Source organism: Acinetobacter courvalinii, from assembly GCF_014635545.1.
Taxonomy (GTDB): Bacteria; Pseudomonadota; Gammaproteobacteria; order Pseudomonadales; family Moraxellaceae; genus Acinetobacter; species Acinetobacter courvalinii.
The window spans coordinates 16307-35363 of sequence record NZ_BMDA01000008.1; the positions used below are offsets into that span (position 1 = coordinate 16307).

General features: G+C 45.2%; 18 protein-coding genes, 1 pseudogene and 1 riboswitch. Of the genes and pseudogenes, 11 read left to right on the top strand and 8 right to left on the bottom strand.

Translation table 11 applies throughout. From position 1 onward, the window contains the following. The gene (locus tag IEV39_RS17705; protein ID WP_005226361.1) at positions 1-273 is read left to right on the top strand and encodes an oxidative damage protection protein; all 273 of its coding nucleotides are present in this window, start codon (positions 1-3) and stop codon (positions 271-273) included. 295 nt (positions 274-568) lie between these two features. Here the strand turns inward: IEV39_RS17705 and phoU are convergent, their stop codons facing one another. Beyond that, the gene (gene phoU, locus IEV39_RS17710) at positions 569-1291 is read right to left on the bottom strand and encodes a phosphate signaling complex protein PhoU (protein WP_004773981.1); all 723 of its coding nucleotides are present in this window, start codon (positions 1289-1291) and stop codon (positions 569-571) included. 147 nt (positions 1292-1438) lie between these two features. Next, a riboswitch (TPP riboswitch) is annotated at positions 1439-1559 on the top strand. Between the two features lie 84 nt (positions 1560-1643). Between phoU and thiC the strand changes: the two genes are divergently transcribed. From thiC to gluQRS, 5 genes are all read left to right on the top strand, one after another. Continuing rightward, positions 1644-3539, top strand: a complete 1896-nt coding sequence (thiC, locus tag IEV39_RS17715; protein WP_005281013.1) for a phosphomethylpyrimidine synthase ThiC — start codon at positions 1644-1646, stop codon at positions 3537-3539. A gap of 75 nt (positions 3540-3614) precedes the next feature. Then, entirely contained in the window at positions 3615-4226 is a 612-nt protein-coding gene (locus IEV39_RS17720) for an NUDIX domain-containing protein (RefSeq protein WP_005281016.1), read from the top strand. A 23-nt stretch (positions 4227-4249) separates the two neighbouring features. Next, positions 4250-5065 (top strand): 3',5'-cyclic-AMP phosphodiesterase, encoded by an 816-nt coding sequence (gene cpdA, locus IEV39_RS17725; RefSeq protein ID WP_005226353.1) that lies wholly within the window; start codon positions 4250-4252, stop codon positions 5063-5065. 291 nt (positions 5066-5356) lie between these two features. Beyond that, positions 5357-5887: an RNA polymerase-binding protein DksA gene (gene dksA, locus IEV39_RS17730; protein WP_005226351.1), complete on the top strand. Its 531-nt coding sequence runs from the start codon at positions 5357-5359 to the stop codon at positions 5885-5887. A gap of 3 nt (positions 5888-5890) precedes the next feature. Next, entirely contained in the window at positions 5891-6823 is a 933-nt protein-coding gene (gene gluQRS, locus IEV39_RS17735; protein WP_005281020.1) for a tRNA glutamyl-Q(34) synthetase GluQRS, read from the top strand. 51 nt (positions 6824-6874) lie between these two features. Here gluQRS and ftsW read toward each other — a convergent pair whose 3' ends face one another. From ftsW to IEV39_RS17760, 6 genes and pseudogenes are all read right to left on the bottom strand, one after another. Then, positions 6875-8068, bottom strand: a complete 1194-nt coding sequence (gene ftsW / locus IEV39_RS17740) for a putative lipid II flippase FtsW (RefSeq protein ID WP_005226348.1) — start codon at positions 8066-8068, stop codon at positions 6875-6877. 17 nt (positions 8069-8085) lie between these two features. Further along, positions 8086-9438, bottom strand: a complete 1353-nt coding sequence (gene murD, locus IEV39_RS17745; protein ID WP_005281023.1) for a UDP-N-acetylmuramoyl-L-alanine--D-glutamate ligase — start codon at positions 9436-9438, stop codon at positions 8086-8088. A gap of 114 nt (positions 9439-9552) precedes the next feature. Further along, positions 9553-9844: pseudogene (locus tag IEV39_RS18650) on the bottom strand (hypothetical protein). Between the two features lie 55 nt (positions 9845-9899). Continuing rightward, complete coding sequence (locus IEV39_RS17750) at positions 9900-10151, bottom strand: DUF6587 family protein (RefSeq protein ID WP_005281026.1); 252 nt, start codon at positions 10149-10151, stop codon at positions 9900-9902. A gap of 53 nt (positions 10152-10204) precedes the next feature. Further along, a complete protein-coding gene (feoB, locus tag IEV39_RS17755) occupies positions 10205-12058 on the bottom strand; it encodes a ferrous iron transporter B (protein WP_005281029.1) in 1854 nt (617 codons plus the stop codon). Then, a complete protein-coding gene (locus tag IEV39_RS17760; RefSeq protein WP_005226344.1) occupies positions 12055-12315 on the bottom strand; it encodes a FeoA family protein in 261 nt (86 codons plus the stop codon). The genes feoB and IEV39_RS17760 overlap by 4 nt, the downstream gene beginning before the upstream one ends. Positions 12316-12464: 149 nt before the next feature. Between IEV39_RS17760 and xerD the strand changes: the two genes are divergently transcribed. The 4 genes from xerD (at position 12465) to thrC (ending at position 17003) form a co-directional block, all read left to right on the top strand. Beyond that, the gene (xerD, locus tag IEV39_RS17765; protein ID WP_005281030.1) at positions 12465-13385 is read left to right on the top strand and encodes a site-specific tyrosine recombinase XerD; all 921 of its coding nucleotides are present in this window, start codon (positions 12465-12467) and stop codon (positions 13383-13385) included. A 124-nt stretch (positions 13386-13509) separates the two neighbouring features. Then, entirely contained in the window at positions 13510-14325 is an 816-nt protein-coding gene (locus IEV39_RS17770) for a DsbC family protein (protein ID WP_005281034.1), read from the top strand. A 129-nt stretch (positions 14326-14454) separates the two neighbouring features. Then, a complete protein-coding gene (locus IEV39_RS17775; protein ID WP_004773963.1) occupies positions 14455-15756 on the top strand; it encodes a homoserine dehydrogenase in 1302 nt (433 codons plus the stop codon). Between the two features lie 107 nt (positions 15757-15863). Further along, the gene (gene thrC / locus IEV39_RS17780) at positions 15864-17003 is read left to right on the top strand and encodes a threonine synthase (protein WP_005281036.1); all 1140 of its coding nucleotides are present in this window, start codon (positions 15864-15866) and stop codon (positions 17001-17003) included. A 128-nt stretch (positions 17004-17131) separates the two neighbouring features. Here thrC and pbpG read toward each other — a convergent pair whose 3' ends face one another. Further along, entirely contained in the window at positions 17132-18196 is a 1065-nt protein-coding gene (gene pbpG / locus IEV39_RS17785) for a D-alanyl-D-alanine endopeptidase PBP7/8 (RefSeq protein WP_126687697.1), read from the bottom strand. A gap of 210 nt (positions 18197-18406) precedes the next feature. Here pbpG and gacA point away from each other — a divergent pair, with 210 nt between their 5' ends. Then, on the top strand, positions 18407-19042 hold the full coding sequence (gacA, locus tag IEV39_RS17790) for a response regulator transcription factor GacA (RefSeq protein ID WP_004773961.1): 636 nt from the start codon (positions 18407-18409) through the stop codon (positions 19040-19042). Positions 19043-19057: the final 15 nt, after the last annotated feature.

Genomic DNA, 19057 nt, shown 5'->3' on the forward strand with positions numbered 1-19057 from the left:
ATGACTAGACAAGTATTTTGCCGCAAATACAAACAAGAGCTTGAAGGCTTGGACTTCGCACCCTTCCCGGGTGCAAAAGGTCAGGAATTGTTTGAAACCGTTTCAAAGCAGGCATGGCAGGAATGGTTAAAACACCAGACCACGCTGATTAATGAAAAACGTCTAAATGTGTTTGAACCGGATGCGAAGAAGTTTCTTGAAGAACAACGTGAGAAGTTCTTCAATAACGATGAAAGTGTAGAAAAAGCAGAGGGTTGGACTGAGCAAAAGTAAGTCATTTTGCCTGATCCTGCGATAAAAAGAGAGCTGTTTTCAGCTCTCTTTTTACGTGACATTTACATAAGTAATAAAGCCTTACAGAGTATACACAGTTGTCTACATGACACCTTGGACGCCTCCGCTTATAGTTGTATGCAGAAGGACAAAGAGATACGTTGATATCTCACGTAACGCATGATATTTCTCTCCCAGACTTTTCCCCCGAAGTCTGGGATTTTTTTTATCTATATATCCTGAAAATGAAAAACCGTCCATTACTGGACGGTTTAAAGTTATTTTATTTTTACACTTATTTCTGATGAACTTTCTGCTCGATTTCTTCAATGCTGGTATGACGAACATCCATACCTTTCGCCATATAAATCACTTGTTCTGAAATATTACGTGCGTGGTCGCCAATACGCTCCAATGAACGCAATACCCACATCACGTTAATGACACGTGAAATATGACGCGGATCTTCAATCATATAGGTCATCAAAGTACGTGTCGCAGACTGATATTCACGGTCAATGTCGACATCGGCCATCACCACTTTCAATGCCTGCTCCACATCTAAACGGGCAAATGCATCCAGCGCGTCATGAATCATGACACGTACCTGATTACCGATATGACGTGTTTCCATATAACCACGTGGTGACTCACCCTCTTCACACAAGTTTTGTGCGATACGGGCAATCTTTGCCGCTTCATCACCAATACGTTCTAAATCGGTATTGGCCTTGCTCATGGCAATCACCATACGCAAGTCGATCGCTGCAGGATGACGGCGAGCAAGAATCAGGGTTAAACCTTCATCAATATCACGCTCAAACTGATTCACCGCATTGTCTTTAAATTGCACATCGATCGCTAAATTCGCATCTGTGTCTAATAAAGCATGAATTGAGTTGGCAACTTGTTGCTCCACCAATCCACCCATGGTCATAAACTTGGTATGCACATCTTGCAAGTCTTCATTAAATTGTGAAGAAATATGATGACTTAACACAGGATTGCTTGGGCTCACAGTATGCCTCCACTAGACACATGGAAAAAATGATTGGTGATTAGAACATAGAAATGATGAAAGTTTTATGACAATAGCATGGATTTAGGCATTGTAAATTGGTGTGAATTGATACAACAAAAATTTTTAAATCTGGTAGTCTAAACACGTCGCTTGACGGAGCGCAGTTAACAAACTGCTGAGATTGTCTTAATCACAGAATTTAAAGGCAAGTACCGTTGAACCTGATCAGGTTAACACCTGCGTAGGAATCAAGCCCAGCAAAAACTTAGCCTTTATTTATCATAGAGATAAATCCGCCATTGTTTTTGGTCGTGCTTGATTCGTTAATGCCATACATAAGGATCATGCCATGAACCAGTTAACGAATCTTTCCCCTGCTGATATTTCTGCTCAACATGAGCAAGACGCTAAAGATTTAACCCGTATCCTACCCGCTTCAAGAAAGGTGTATGTCCAAGGGTCTCGCCCAGACATCCAGGTACCTTTCCGCGAAATCAGCTTAACCGAAACACCGACAGGTTTAGGCGGTGAACACAACCCACCTGTGATGATCTATGACACCTCTGGCGTGTATACCGATCCTAATGTACAAATCGATTTGAATAAAGGTTTGCCACTGGTTCGCCAGAGCTGGATTGATGAACGTCAGGATACTGATATCCTTTTAGGCCTGAGCTCCGAGTTTGGGCAGGCCCGTCTAAAAGACATCCGTACTGCCGACATCCGCTTTGCCCATATTCAAAACCCACGTCGTGCCCAAGCAGGGAAAAATGTCACGCAAATGCATTATGCTAAGCAAGGCATGATTACCCCTGAAATGGAATATATTGCGATTCGTGAAAACCAACGCCAGCGTGAAGGCGTCGATATGCGTCAGCATGCCGGACAAAACTTCGGCGCGCAGAATTTAAAAGAAATTACCCCGGAATTTGTCCGTCAGGAAGTCGCAGCGGGGCGCGCGATTATCCCAGCCAATATTAATCACCCAGAATGCGAACCGATGATTATTGGCCGTAACTTCTTGGTGAAAATCAATGCCAATATTGGTAACTCCGCGCTCGGTTCATCGATTGATGAAGAAGTGGCGAAAATGACGTGGGCCACCCGTTGGGGTGCCGACACCATCATGGACTTATCGACAGGTAAGAATATTCATGAAACCCGTGAGTGGATTATCCGTAATTCACCGGTACCTATCGGTACGGTACCGATCTATCAAGCCCTGGAAAAAGTTGATGGTGTGGCTGAGGATTTAACCTGGGAAATCTTTAAAGACACCCTGATTGAACAAGCTGAGCAAGGCGTAGACTATTTCACTATTCATGCAGGTGTATTACTGCGTTATGTGCCAATGACTGCAAATCGCCTCACTGGTATCGTGTCTCGTGGCGGTTCAATCATGGCGCAATGGTGTCTGGCGCATCACGAAGAAAACTTTTTATATACACATTTCGACGAAATTTGCGAAATCATGAAAGCCTATGACGTGTCATTCAGCTTAGGTGATGGTCTGCGCCCGGGTTGCGTACAGGATGCCAATGATGAAGCACAATTTAGCGAGCTGAAAACTCTGGGTGAACTGACCCATCGCGCCTGGGAGCATGATGTACAGGTCATGATTGAAGGTCCGGGACATGTGCCAATGCACATGATCAAGGAAAATATGGACCTCCAGCTTGAGGTCTGTAAAGAAGCACCATTCTATACACTTGGACCACTCACCACCGATATCGCACCGGGCTATGATCATATTACCTCTGCGATTGGTGCAGCGATGATTGGCTGGTATGGAACGGCAATGCTGTGCTATGTGACGCCAAAAGAACATCTGGGCTTGCCAAACAAGAAAGATGTTAAAGATGGCATCATCACCTATAAGATTGCAGCGCATGCGGCAGATCTGGCCAAAGGTCATCCAGGTGCTCAGGTTCGTGATAATGCCTTATCAAAAGCGCGTTTTGAATTCCGTTGGGATGATCAGTTCAATTTAAGTCTGGACCCGGATACCGCACGCAGTATGCATGATGAAACACTGCCAAAAGAAGCGCATAAATCGGCCCACTTCTGCTCGATGTGCGGTCCAAAATTCTGTTCCATGAAAATCACCCAAAATGTGCGAGATTATGCGCAAAATCAACACAATGCCAAGCAGTCAAATGATGCGGAAACAGAAGTTGAAGCAGGTCTCAATGCCATGAAAACCGCTTATCAGGAACATGGTCAAAAATTGTACCACAAAGTGTAAATCGACTAAAAAAAGATTTTCCTGCGAATCATTCTCGGTTAGGATGAGATATGTACAATCTCATCCTGATTGAAGATGACTATTCTTGACCACGCCAGCTATTCAGCCACCGACGTTACGATAGAATCTCGACAAACATTGTTTCGAGGGTTCATTCAAGTTGAGAAAGTGAGCTTAAAACACCGGTTATTTCACCGGAAAGATTTCTCGCCTCTCATTCAACGTGAACTGGTTCATCGTCCTGAAGCCGCTGGCGTTTTGCTATATAGCGATCAGCAACAACGCTTTGCACTGATTGAACAGTTTCGTGTCGGGGCCGTCAATGATCCGGTTTCAGCCTGGCAACTTGAAATTATTGCCGGTGTGCTGGATGGAGACGAATCTCCAGAAAGTTGTATCCGCCGTGAAAGCCTAGAAGAGTCCGGGTGCGAGATCACTGAATTAAAACATTTATTTAGCTTCTACCCTTCTGCTGGGGCCTGCTCTGAATTTTTTCATTTATATGTGGCAGAGGTTCAGCTTCCAGAACATGGGGGCGTTTTTGGGATGCCAGATGAAGGTGAAAATATTCAACTGCATCTGTTTGATTATTCCCAGCTAGAAGCATTATTTCAAAACGGGCGGTTGAGAAATGCACCTGTGATCATGGCATTACAGTGGCTGGCTCAGCATATACAACAAAGATAAGAAATCTGAAGGGGCTAACGACGGTGACTTTCCAGGTCTCATCATTATCACAGCAAGATTTTGTGATGATACAGATTACCGATACACATTTATTAGAGTATCCCCACCTCGAATTTGTCGGCATGCAACCCGAGCAAAGTTTTCATGCGGTCATCGACTTGATGCGCCAGCAGCATCCGCATATCGACCTGATCATCCATACCGGTGATCTGGCCCAGTCGCCGACACCTTTAACCTATAAACGCTATGTACAACACATGCAAAGCTTGGGGATTCCTTTTTTTCATACCCCGGGTAATCATGATGATGTCACGCATTTCCCCTTTCATGAGCAAGATCCAACCCAACCGACCGTGGTCGAGTTAGGCCAATGGAGCGTGATCTTATTGAATAGCGCCCAACCCGAACGTATTGATGGCAAAATTAGCGATATCCAGTTACAGCACTTAACCCGATTATTGACTCAATTACATGATCGTCATGTGATCATTGCCTGTCACCACCACCCTTTTGCCATGCAGTCCGCCTGGATCGATCAGCATAAGTTAAAAAACTCATCTGACCTGCTCGATACCATCAAGCCGTTTTCCAATGTCAAGGCGATTATCTGCGGGCATGTGCATCAGGATTCAGTCAATACCTGGCAAGGCGTTGAGTTCTTGTCCACCCCATCGACCTGTATTCAGTTCAGACCCAAAAGCGAAAAATTCGCGCTGGATGAGGAACACCCAGGCTACCGTTTAATCCGCCTGAAAGCCAATGGAGAACTGGAAACACAAGTCTATCGGCTACCTACTTCGCAGCGCATGAGTAGTTCTGAAGTTTTGGGATATGATTAGGCAATGGGCCAAGGGAATCGCTTTTGTCTGCATTTCATACCTTGTTTATGGCGTTTTAGCCGATAACACCATGCATGGCTGAAAATAGCAGCAGTTCCTAAAACTTTTGATTACAAATTACATTGACGAATTCACACAAAATCTGGACGGGAATGACTACCATCTTGTCCAAAAACTCTATATGATGTCGACCCTTGATGGAAAAAACCATCGTAGGTTTCTATAAAAACACTTGCATATCACCATATTTTTTGCGTATAGATAGTACGTGTAAGATGAGGAATGCCCTATATGGCGAATGACAACCAAAATCAAGTCTTGGACGAACAGACCGAAGTGATCGACGATCAGAAAGCGGTGAAGCGCGTACGTAAAACCAAACCGAAAGCTTCAGAAGGTGGTACAACCGCGAGCTTATTTGGTATTGCGCCGTATCAGCCGAAGAAAAATGAAGAATACATGTCTGAAGGACAACTTGTGCATTTCCGCCAAATTTTAAACGCATGGAAAGCTGAGTTAATGTCTGAAGTTGATCGCACCTTGAATACCATGCAAGACGAATCAAGTGCTCTTCCTGATGTCAATGATCGGGCAACGCAAGAAGAAGAATTTGCGATTGAACTACGTACACGTGACCGTGAACGCAAACTTATTCGTAAAATTGAACAGTCGATTGAAGCGATTCAAAACGAAGACTATGGCTTCTGCGAAACCTGTGGTATCGAAATTGGCTTACGTCGTCTAGAAGCTCGCCCAACTGCGACTTTATGTATCGATTGCAAAACTTTGGCTGAAATCAAAGAAAAGCAAAACAACGGTTAAACCATGCTTGAACATACTGCGGAACAGCAAGCAGCTGTTTCGCCAGAATGCTTCCATCAGCAACCAGATTGCTGTCGCTACGTGGGTCGGTTTGCGCCATCGCCAACCGGCCCATTGCATTTTGGCTCGCTGCTCACTGCGGTGGCCAGTTATTGTGATGCCAAAGCCAATCATGGCAAATGGCTAGTCCGTATTGAAGATACTGACATTCCCCGCATTTATCCCCATAGCGAAACACACATCCTCTCCTGCATCGATGCCTTCCAGTTTGAGCCTGATGCCGAGATTATTTTCCAGAAAGACCGTTTAGATCTTTATGAGCAGGTGCTTGAACAACTTAAACAATCAGAAGCCATTTACGCTTGCCAATGCACACGCAAGATGTTGGGTTCCAATCACATCTATGCAGGTACCTGTCGCAATCTGAATCTGGATTTTGCCCATCAGGCGATTCGTCTAAAAGTTACAGATCAACTGATTTGCTTTCAGGACCGTTTACAGGGCCAGCAATGTTCTAACTTGCAGGATGAGTTAGGCGATTTTGTCTTGAAGCGTCGTGATGGCATTATCAGCTATCAACTGGCGGTGGTGGTCGATGATGATCGACAAGGCATTACCCATGTGGTTCGCGGTGCAGATTTACTCGATAATACTGCCCGACAAATCTGGCTAGGATCGTTATTAAATTATCCCACCCTAAATTATATGCACCTGCCGCTGGCCATGAATGATCAAGGGCAAAAACTGTCTAAACAGAATCTGGCCCAAGCGCTTGATATCAGCAAGGCACCCGAACTTTTACAACAGGCAATTTTAGCTTTGGGGCAAGCTTCGGTTGAACTTGATCAGCCACGTATCATGCTACAACAGGCAGTACAACAATGGGATGTTGATTTAATCCCCAAAGGCATTCATTTAAGCGGCACTTATTTATAAGTCATAAAAAAGCCCTGTGTCATGACAGGGCTTTTTATTGGTTTGAATATGCTAGAAATTCGACTCTTCTTTCACAGGGTTCAGCTCTTGCGTCGATGCATCAATTTTCAGAATTAAGCTAATCATCGCTGCACACATCATCAATGAGGTACCACCATAACTAATGAAAGGTAAGGTCAGACCTTTGGTTGGCATGAGACCCATGTTCATCCCGGCATTGACCAGAATCTGCATCAGGAAGATGATACTGATGCCATAAGCCAGATAGCCCGCACGTAGATAATTATGCTGCAAGGCACGATGACCGATACGGATACAGCATGCCAGCATGGTAAATGACAGGATCATCACCACAGACACACCAAAGAAACCGAATTCTTCACCTAATACCGCCAACATAAAGTCGGTATGCGCTTCAGGTAAATAAGACAGCTTCTGCACACTATGCCCCAAGCCCGTACCAAACCATTCACCACGACCAAAGGCCATCAAGGCATTCGACAACTGATAACCGACCCCCAATGGATCTGCCCAAGGGTTGGTAAAGGAAATCAGGCGCTGGAAGCGGAATGGCTCGAAGATAATCAGCGCACTGACACCCGCAAAGATCGCACCCAACATGATCAGGAACTGAGTCGCTGGCGCACCTGCCAAGAAGAACACGCCGACCATCATCAAGACAATCACGACGGTTGCACCCAAGTCAGGCTCAGCGACGATAAAGCCCACGGTTAAGGCCATTACACCACTTAAACGCAATAGCCCTTTCCAATGCGTTCGCACTTCCTTGGCACGGCGTACCACATAATCCGCAGTGAAAATCGCCATGACAATCTTGGCAATTTCGGTTGGCTGCAAGGTAAAGCCGCCAATCTTGATCCAGCGATGCGCACCGTTCACTTCAGAACCCACCACCAGTACCGCCAAGAGCAGAACGATAGTAATGAGCCACAAAGGAAAGGCATTCTGAAACCACAGATTCAAAGAAACCCGATAGGTTAAAAATGCCACCACGGCAGCAACCACAATCGAAATGCCGTGACGAATGAGAAAGTAAAAAGGACTCTCATGGATATATTCCGCATAGGGCATCGACGCCGATGCGACCATGATCGAACCGAAACATAGCAGCGAAATCACACAAAAGATCAAGATATTGCGTGCTGTCATTTCTGCAGGTAGCTTAGGTAAACGATTTAGCAATTGCGAAATCTTCTGTACCGTATTTTGGGCCAAATCAGCCATAGTTCTGTTCCTAGGTCTTATTTTTCATTCAAGGCATGCACACATGCCACGAATTGATGTCCGCGATCATTATAGCTTTTAAACATATCAAAGCTGGCACAAGCCGGTGAAAGTAATACTACATCTTCTGCCTGAGTCGCTTTTTGTGCCATTGCCACTGCCTCTTTCAGACTGGCAGCATGTTGAATCACGGTTGTACCTTTAATTGCCTGTTCTATCACTGCTGCATCTTCACCAATCAGAATCGCAGTCTTGACGTATTTTTGAATGGCATCACGTAACGGCTTGAAGTCCTGTCCTTTACCTTGACCACCCAAAATCAATGCCAGTTTGCCATTTTTTACTTCAATGGCTGCACCCAGACCATCAATCGCAGCAAGGGTCGCACCGACATTGGTACCTTTCGAATCATTGTAATAACGTACGCCGTCAATGCTTTGAACGTACTCACAACGATGTTCCAGACCTTTAAAATGCTTTAAGCTTTCTAACATCGAAGCCATCGGTAAACCGATCGCCTCTCCCAGCGCCAAACAGGCCAACGCATTGGCAACGTTATGCATGCCTTGAATATACATTTCCGAGGTTTTCAGCAAACGTTCTCTGCCACGGGCCAGCCACATGCTGCCATCAGCATCACGTAACACCCCATATTGATTTAAATCAGGTGCATTCAGACCAAAGCTCTGCATTGGGGTCACATCAGGCACCAAAGGACGACTCAGATTATCGTCACGGTTATACACCACTTTTTTCACGCCTTGGAAAATGCGATGTTTAGCCTTGTGATAACCCAGCATATCGCCATGACGGTCGAGATGGTCTTCGCTCATATTCAACACCACAGCAACTTCTGCATTCAGGTGTGATGTGGTTTCAAGCTGGAAGCTCGATAGCTCCAAAATGATTAATTCAGGTTGATCTTTAAGTAAATCCAATGCAGGGCGGCCCAGATTTCCACCGACAGCAACTTTCTTGCCTGCATCTGCAGCCATCAATCCGATTAAGGTGGTGACAGTACTTTTCGCATTTGATCCTGTAATCGCAACAATCGGCACATCTGTAGCACGGCGTAATAACTGAATATCTCCTACCACTGCAATGCCTTTTTCCATTGCTTGCTGAATTTCTGGAAGTTGCGTTGCCAGCCCCGGGCTCAGAATAATTTCTTCTGCTTGTAATAAAAGATCCGTATCCAGTTGACCAAAGCTGGTCCGCACACCTGCTGGAATCTGGTCATGTCCTGGCGGGGTTGCGCGTGAGTCTGTGACTGCAACCTGGTAGCCCTGTTCGTATAAAAAATTAACCGCGGATACACCGGAAATTCCCAAGCCAGCTACAACTTTTAATCCACCGCGCTGTATTAACATTTTTGCCCCATTTTTCGCAGATCACAGAATGGCAAAAATGTTAGCACTTTACTGTTTTAAATGCTTTTTCAGTTTTGGTTTTATTCAATCTTTTTTGTGTCAGTGCGTAAAAGCTTAAGCAGGTATAAAAAAGCCAATCCCCAATAAAGCCAAGATCACGGCCCCTAGCCAATCTACAGATTTAAATGCATAAGGTTTGATTTTAAGATCAATGAATTCTGGTCTTAGCCATAGGTAAATCAAGATTAAACATGAAATAAGCCAAGAGAGGGTTTCTTTATAAATATTCAGACCTTTAAACAAAGCAGAAAGATAAAGCAAGGTCACCACTAGGATAAAGCCCAATAAAATCAATTTATGTTTAGGGCTTAATAGTTGTTTTTTTACTGATTTGAGTCTGATTCATTTTTTTCTTGTTTCCAAAAAAAATGCCTATCTTAGGATGGGCATTTTGAGTTTTATCAACGCCATTTCACAGTTTGCACAGATTCTGTTTTTTTGCTTTCAGCCTCATCGGTTGAACAGCCACAGCTTCCACCACAACCCGCCACCATTTTAGGTTTTAACCATACGGCCAAACGCTGCCAGCCCATACGCTGACAGGTATTAGACAAGGCTAAAAATGCTGAACCTGCTGTTTGAGGGAATACCTTCTTAAAGACTACAACAGCACTCCACAGCACCAATACAGCAACAATCAAGTACTCAAACATAAGCGTCTCTCCAGTGGTTCCTCCCTTTTTCAAGGGAGGTTGAGTAGGATGTCTTAACCCCAGATACGTGATGCAATCTGGTAAGTGAAGAAAGACATTAAATAGGCCAGACCAAACAGGTAGGCCGTCATTATCGATACATGTTTCCATGAACCTGTTTCACGGCGTACCGTTGCCAAGGTCGCTAAACAATGCGGCGCATAAATGAACCACACCAATAACGACAAGCCTGTCGCCAATGACCAGCCCGTACCGTCCGCACTAATCAGATGTGACAGACCCTGCGCAATAGCTTCATCATCCGCGCCCGATAAGGCATATACCGTACCTAAAGCCGCAACCACGACTTCACGTGCTGCCATAGCCGGGATCAAGGCAATCACGATCTGCCAGTTAAAGCCAACAGGTGCAAAAATCGGCTGGAGCAAGTGCCCTAACATCCCTGCAAAACTATAATCAATGTCAGGTAAAGTCGCCCCTTCTGGCGCTTGCGGGAAAGTACATAAGAACCAAAGCAAAATCGACAGGGCAAAAATAATGCCACCCACACGTTTTAAGAAGATCTTACCGCGATCCAGCAAGCCAATCCCGACACTGCGAATATCCGGAATACGGTAGCTTGGCAGTTCCAGTAACAATGCATGCTGTGATTTATCTTTCTGCAAAAATTTCATCACGATTGCCACACAGAGCGCACTGACGATACCTGACATGTACAGGCCAAATAACACCAGCCCTTGCAGGTTGAAAATGCCCCATACCGTTTGACTTGGAATAAAGGCAGCGATCAATAAGGCATAGACCGGTAACCGTGCCGAACAGGTCATCAATGGCGCAACCATAATCGTGGTAAAGCGATCACGTGGATCACTGATACTCCGCGTGGCCATGATGCCAGGCACCGCACAGGCAAAGCTTGACAGCAATGGAATAAAGGCACGACCACTTAGGCCTGCTTTAAACATCAATTTATCCAGCAAGAAGGCGGCTCGCGGTAAATAGCCCGATTCTTCCAACACTAAAATAAAGAAGAATAGAATCAAGATTTGTGGCAAGAACACCACCACACTACCCGCACCCGCAATAATCCCGTCAACCACCAAACTATGTAGCAAAGGCTGGGAGATATGCTCGCCTAATGCTTCACCGAACCAGGCAAAGAATTCTTCAATACCATCCATAAATGGCGCCGCCCAGGCAAACACGGCCTGAAAGACAATAAACATCATGATTGCAAGGCTAACTAAGCCGAGAACCGGATGTAAGAAAATTTTGTCGAGGAAATCGGTACGCTTGTCTTCCTGATCAACAAAGTTCACCACATCTTTGAAAATCATATCGATTTTCTGATGATGAGTCCCGGTCAAGCCACTCAATTCAGTCTGTGGAACACTATACTTTTGCTGATCTAAGGCATGTAACAGGTTTTCGATACCAGCGTTACGCACCGCCACGGTTTCAACAACTGGTACACCTAAACGCTGTGAAAGTTTCTGGGTATTGATCTGGATACCACGACGGCGTGCTTCATCCATCATGTTCAATACAACCAGAATCGGACGGCCCAGCTCAATCACTTCCAGCACGAGACCCAGATGCAGCTTTAAGTTTGTGGCATCGACCACGCACAGGAAGGCATCTTGCTGGCCTTCTTCAGCGATTTTGCCCTGACAGACGTCACGGGTAATTTCTTCATCTGGACTGGTGGCTTGTAAACTATAAGTCCCAGGTAAATCCAGCACACGCACGGACTTTCCAGAAGGAAGCTGAAAATGTCCAACTTTACGTTCAACCGTCACGCCCGCATAGTTGGCAACTTTTTGGCGCGTTCCAGTTAAATGATTAAATAAAGATGTCTTACCGCAGTTTGGATTTCCCACAAGGGCAACACGTAACGCATCACTCATGCAGGTGCTCCTTCAAGTTGAATTTCAATTTTATCAGCTTCCGCCTTTCGTAACGCAAAACGCGTAAAACCGAGCTGGATTAGAATCGGATCACCGCCAAAAATACCTTTGGTAATCACTTGCACTTGTGTACCAGGCACAAAGCCTAAACTTTCTAAACGAACCGCAACTAAATCTGGCTGTTGTGTCTCATCGACCAAGCGATCCACTTTCGTGATCACCGCTATCTGCTTGACTTTTAATGCTGACAATCGCACCGCTCTAACCCTTTACGCTCTTTATTATAGTATACAAGCAAATGAGAATAATTACCAAAAACAATCTCAATGGCATTTACCCTTTTGACAGTTCGACAACAATTCATTTTTCTTTTACAGTGCAAACACGAAGGTTCAGCAAGTCCATTATGTTAAATAAAAAACCACGTATCCCAGCCGCCGTTAACATTCCGGAACATCTCGGATTTTTACAGGGTTTTCGTGATTATTTAGTCGCTCAAACGGTGAGCCCGCATACCCGTAATGCCTATTTATCGGACCTGATCCAATGTAGTGAATTGCATCGAACTGCCACCCTACCCGAATGGTCGAGTGACGATATTGCAGATGTGCTGATTGCGCTGACCAAGGCTGGAAAAAGTCCCCGTTCAATTGCCCGCTGCCTTTCTGCCTTAAGACAATTTTATAAATTTTTACGCGAACAAAAACTCCGGGACGACAATCCCGTTGCCACACATCATTCTCCTAAAATTGGACGGGCTTTGCCCAAAGATTTGTCTGAACAAGATGTTGAAGCATTGATCAATGCACCTGATACCAGCACTGCACTGGGCCTACGCGACCGTGCCATGTTCGAAGTGCTGTATGCCTGTGGATTGCGCGTATCAGAATTACTCAACCTGAAACTTGAACTGATCAATTTAAAACAAGGCTACTTACGGATTACCGGTAAAGGCAATAAAGAGCGTCTGGTGCCCTTGGGACAATTTGCCTGTGACTGGATTGAAAAATATTTGCTGGAATCACGCCCGCAACTATATAAAAGCAGCACCGATTATTTATTTCTGACCCAGCACGGCGGCATCATGAGTCGTCAGAATTTCTGGTACGCGATTAAACGTTATGCCTTGCAGGCCAATATTCAGGCCGAGTTATCACCGCATACCTTACGCCATGCCTTCGCCACCCATTTACTCAATCATGGCGCAGACCTGCGCGTGGTACAGATGTTATTGGGGCATAGCGATCTTTCTACCACGCAAATTTATACCCATGTCGCTCAACATCGTATGCAAGAGTTACATGGCAAATACCACCCACGCGGTTAAAACCACCGTCTGTCCTGAATAGGTCTTAAACTTGGTCTCGTTCACACAGCATCAGCAAGATTTAACGAAGTGATTGTTTTTTTTTGGTATGCTAAAGCCCTTAAAACGTACAAAAAGGTTCTATATGTTGTTTACTCGGTCTCAGCTTGTAATTGCTTGTACATTAGCATCAACATTATTCGTCAGTGCTTGCTCAAAAGAAAATTCAGCACAAAAACAAGATGCACTCACGGCAAGTGCACCTGCGACAGGTGAAGCTTCAACCTTAAATGAACGTAATGCACAGCAGCGTTTAGTCTCCACATTAGAAAAACATTTCAAGACAGCCAACATCAATGCCAAAATTCTTGCCGTCAAGAAAACTGAAGTACCCAACCTGTACTGGGTGAGTCTGGAAGGAATGGGTTCGGTCTATGCCACCGCTGATGGCCAATACATTATTCAGGGTGATGTGGTGCGTTTAGGTGACAAGCAACTGCACAATGTCAGTGATGCATTACAGGCCACCGAAAATAAAAAGCATTTGGCTTCCCTCAAGACTGAAGACTTGATCGTTTATCCGGCACAAGGCGGTAAAGCCAAACATGTGATTTATGTGTTCACCGATTCAAGCTGTCCGTACTGCCATAAATTGCATGAACACTTGGCTGAAATTAATGCCAAAGGTATTGAAGTGCGTTATATCGCATGGCCACGTGGCGAACAATTCATGCCAACCATGCAGGCCATCTGGTGCAGTAAAGACCGTAAGGCTGCATTTGAGCAAGCAACTCAGGGGCAGCCTGTGACTGCTGCAGAATGTAAGAACCCGGTTCGTGATCAATACCAACTGGGTCTAAACATGGGTGTAAATGGCACGCCAGCGATTTATAACGTTGAAGGAGAATATTTAGGTGGTTACATGACCCCTGAAGAAATTGTTCAACGCTTAAACAAATAAGGTAAACATTCCTTTCAAAATAACAAAGACCCGGGCGACAGATGAAAGATGATCTTAGCCCTAGTGTCTCCGCATTTTTTTAGCTATGATCAAGCTTCATTAAAATGATTGAATATAATGGAGTGTGACGTGAAACCAGTTCGTCTGGCGATACTCGGTCTTGGTACTGTAGGTGGTGGAGCCCTTAAATTACTACAAGAAAATGCTGCGGAAATTAAACGCCGTACCGGTCGAGAAATTCAAATTACACACGTAGGCACACGCCGTCCACGTCCAGATTTACAACTCGAAGGAATTAAACAAAGCGATGACTTGATGGAGATCGTGCGTCAACCTGATGTTGATGTGGTGGTCGAAGTCATGGGTGGCATTCATCCTGCGTATGAAGTCATCATGGAAGCCATTAAACATGGCAAACAGGTGGTGACAGCCAATAAAGCATTACTGGCTGAACATGGCAATGAGCTATTTAAGGCAGCAGAAGACAATGCGGTGCAAATTGCTTATGAAGCAGCAGTTGCAGGCGGGATTCCAATCATTAAAGTCATCCGTGAAGGTCTTGCAGCCAACCATATCGAATGGCTTGCCGGGATCATCAATGGTACAGGCAACTTCATTCTGACTGAAATGCGTGAAAAAGGTCGTGCTTTTGAAGATGTGTTAAAAGAAGCGCAAGAACTCGGTTATGCCGAAGCGGACCCAACCTTTGATGTTGAAGGTATTGATGCTGCACACAAACTCACCATTTTAGCTTCATGTGCATTTGGTATCCCGTTACAGTTCAATAAGGTCTATACCGAAGGCATCAGCAAAATCACCGCTCAGGACGTGAAATATGCCGAAGAACTTGGTTTCCGTATCAAGCACTTGGGTATTGCACGCCGTGCCGACAAAGGCATTGAGCTACGTGTGCATCCAACCCTGATCCCTGCGGAAGAATTGATTGCCAATGTCAATGGCGTGAAAAATGCCGTACTGGTGCAAGCCAATGCCGTTGGCCCGACTTTATATTACGGGGCTGGTGCTGGTGCAGGTCCAACTGCTTCAGCTGTGGTTGCAGACGTGATTGATATCGTGCGTGATATTTCGTATACCGAAGATGGCGCTGGAACAATTCCTCAGCTGGCCTTTGAAGCACTCACCAATGTGCCAATCCTCAGCCGTGAAGAAATGACCACAGGCTATTACATTCGCCTCAATGCTGAAGACCAAACCGGTGTATTGGCAGATGTGACGACCATTCTGAGCCGTGCCGGCATCAGTATTGATGCCATCATGCAGCAATCGCGCTTAAAAGACCTGATTCCTATCGTGATTTTAACCGATCCGATCGTTGAATCTAAAATGGACGAAGCGCTTGCCCAAATTCAAGCATTACCTGCAATTCGTGGCGAAATCGTGAGAATTCGTTTAGAATCGCTCGATAGTTAATCAGTTTAAATCCCCTCACCCTTCTTCACTCAAGAATGGAACTGCTCTCTTTTGAAAGGGAGCCTGTTGAGCGGGATTTTTTCTCTACCTTATATTGGAACACCATCATGTCGAATGCCAATCGTTATACTGGTCTTGTAGATCGTTATCGTGACCGTTTACCTGTGTCTGCAACTACACGCGCAATTTCTTTAGGTGAAGGTAATACTCCACTGATTAAACTCGAGAACATTCCACGTATTATTGGCAAAAACGTCGAAATTTATGTGAAATACGAAGGTCTGAACCCAACCGGTTCATTTAAAGACCGTGGTATGACCATGGCGGTGACCAAAGCAGTTGAAGAAGGCTCTAAAGCGATTATCTGTGCCTCTACCGGTAATACTTCAGCAGCAGCGGCAGCTTATGCAGCGCGTGCAGGTATCAAAGCATTCGTGTTGATCCCGGAAGGCAAAATTGCCATGGGTAAAATGGCGCAGGCAATGATGTACGGCGCGATCACCATGCAAATCCGCGGTAACTTCGATGATGGTATGCGCTTGGTCAAAGAAGTGGCTGATCAGGCACCTGTAACGATTGTCAACTCGATCAATCCTTATCGTTTGCAAGGTCAAAAAACCATTGCTTATGAAATCGTGGAAGCATTGGGTCGTGCACCTGATTATCACTGCTTGCCTGTGGGTAACGCGGGGAACATCACCGCACACTGGATGGGTTATACCGAAGCTGTTGCCAACCAACCTGCAGATCAGTTCGAGCAAGTGATTTATGATGCGGCGACAGAACAGTTCACAGGTCCTAAACCAGAAGGCCTACCAACCATGGTGGGTTACCAGGCTTCTGGCGCTGCGCCATTCTTACGTGGTGCACCTGTTGAAAATCCTGAAACAGTTGCAACTGCGATTCGTATCGGTAATCCACAAAGCTGGAATCATGCCAAAGCAGTGGTACGTGACTCTAAAGGCTGGTTCGATGAACTTCAAGACAGCGAAATCCTGGAAGCGCAACGTTTACTTTCAATGTACGAAGGCGTATTTGTAGAACCTGCGTCTGCCGCTTCAATTGGCGGTGCAATCCGTGACATCAAGGCAGGTAAAATTGCTGAAGGTTCTGTGATCGTATGTACCGTGACAGGTAATGGCTTAAAAGATCCAGATACGGCCATCAAGCAATGTGCTGATGCGGTAATGTTGTCCATCGATGCAACCATGGATCAGGTCAAAGACTCTATTCTTTCAAATATGTAAGTATCAAGTCTGAAATAAAAAAAACCAGTTGCCCGCAACTGGTTTTTTTATACGTTCACTTAAAATCAGTCATTTCTAGTGGCAATAAAAAACGCTTCCTGATGAAGCGTTTTTTACATCAACCGACATTAAACACGTTTTGGTAAACTGCTTAACCAGGTTAATAAATTGGTTGCATCGCTATTGCGTGCTTGTGAACTTGGTGCGCCCAATAACACGACCACAGCGGGACGTGAGTTCACCGTCGTATGCATCACCACACAACGACCTGCTTCATTGATATAACCCGTTTTTGACAGGTTAATGTTCCAGCCACCATTACGCACTAAAGCATTGGTATTGTTCGACTTGAGTACACGGTAGCCAAGGTTGAAGTCATAGGTTGGTGTGGTTGAGAATTGGCGGATAAGACCGTATTGCGAAGCGGTACTTACCAGAATGCCTAAGTCACGTGCAGAAGAGACATTATGCGGATCAAGCCCGGTTGACTCAGCATAACGTGTCGAAGTCATGCCCAATTGCCTCGCTTTGGCGTTCATCGCTGCAATAAATGCAGGACGACCACCTGGGTAAGTACGTGCCAATGCAGCCGCTGCTGGATTTTCAGACTTCATCAAGGCAAACAACAATGCTTCAGCGCGGTTCATCTTATCGCCAGCACGTAAGGTTGAGCTTGAGTTTTTACCGCCTGCACCTGCGAAATCAATCGACTCAAGGGTAATCTCTTCCGACATATTTAAGCGCGCATCAGCAGTCACCACCGCGGTCATCAATTTGGTAATTGAAGCAATCGGAACCGACATGTTACTGTTTTTGCTGTACAGCACCTCACCTGTTTGTGCATCCATGACCAGCGCAGCACGTGCATTCACTGATGGCTGGCTGCTATAGCCAAACGTATCGCGAATCTGTGTCGATTGCTGCGGAGCACTTGAGGAAGAAATTGAAGCTGAACCACCGTTACGTAATGTTGTGGTCACAGAGGTTGAACCTTGAGGACCAATCTCTAAGGGTTCATCATCTTCCATTAACTGGCTCGCATCACTTGCTGACCAGTTTAAGGTTGCTGAACCACTCGCACGCGAAGAAGCTGGATTGTTATTCACAACCAGTTCAGCAAAACTTGTTGAACTCCACGCCAACAAGATAGACATGCTTAGAACATGCATGATAGATTTTTTAGAATTTTTCACGACACAATACTCAACTCAGGACGCTGCACATTTGCGCTTACCACCATTATGCCTTACATTTGAACAAATCGGGTAAAGCTTTTGTAGACACAATTGTGTACAACTATTCTCTAAAAACGAAGAATAGGATTGCTAATTTTGTCGTTTCATTGCAAGCTAATTTTGCTTTATGTAACAAAAAACCAGTGTTTTTGAAAAAAGGAGGTCTTCTTGATCACTGTTCTCGTTGTTGATGATCATGAACTCGTGCGCACCGGGATTTGCCGTATGCTCGAAGACCACCCCGATGTCGAGGTGATCGGACAGGCTGAATCTGGAGAAGAAGCGATTGCGCTGGTTCGCCAGAAACATCCCCAAGTGGTATTGCTAGACGTGAATATGCCTGGCATTGGTGGAGTTGAGACAACGCGACGTTTATTACAGAGTGCACCTGAAACCAAGGTCATTGCTGTCAGCGGTCTGGCGGAAGAGCCCTACCCATCCCTTTTACTCAAAGCAGGTGCCAAAGGCTATATCACCAAAGGTGCGCCAATCTCTGAGATGGTCCGTGCGATCAATAAAGTCATGCAAGGCGGCAAGTATTTCAGTGCAGATATTGCCGAGCAACTGGCCAGCTCTTACCTTTCTGACACCCAGCAGTCTCCTTTTGATGCTTTATCAGAACGTGAAATGCAGGTCGCGATGATGGTGGTGAACTGTATCAGTGCACAGGAAATTGCAGATAAATTATTTGTCAGCGTGAAGACCGTAAATACTTATCGCTACCGTATTTTTGAAAAACTGGCGATTGATAGTGATGTCAAACTGACGCATCTTGCGATACGCTATGGACTGATTAAACCTTAAAATACTTACAATAAT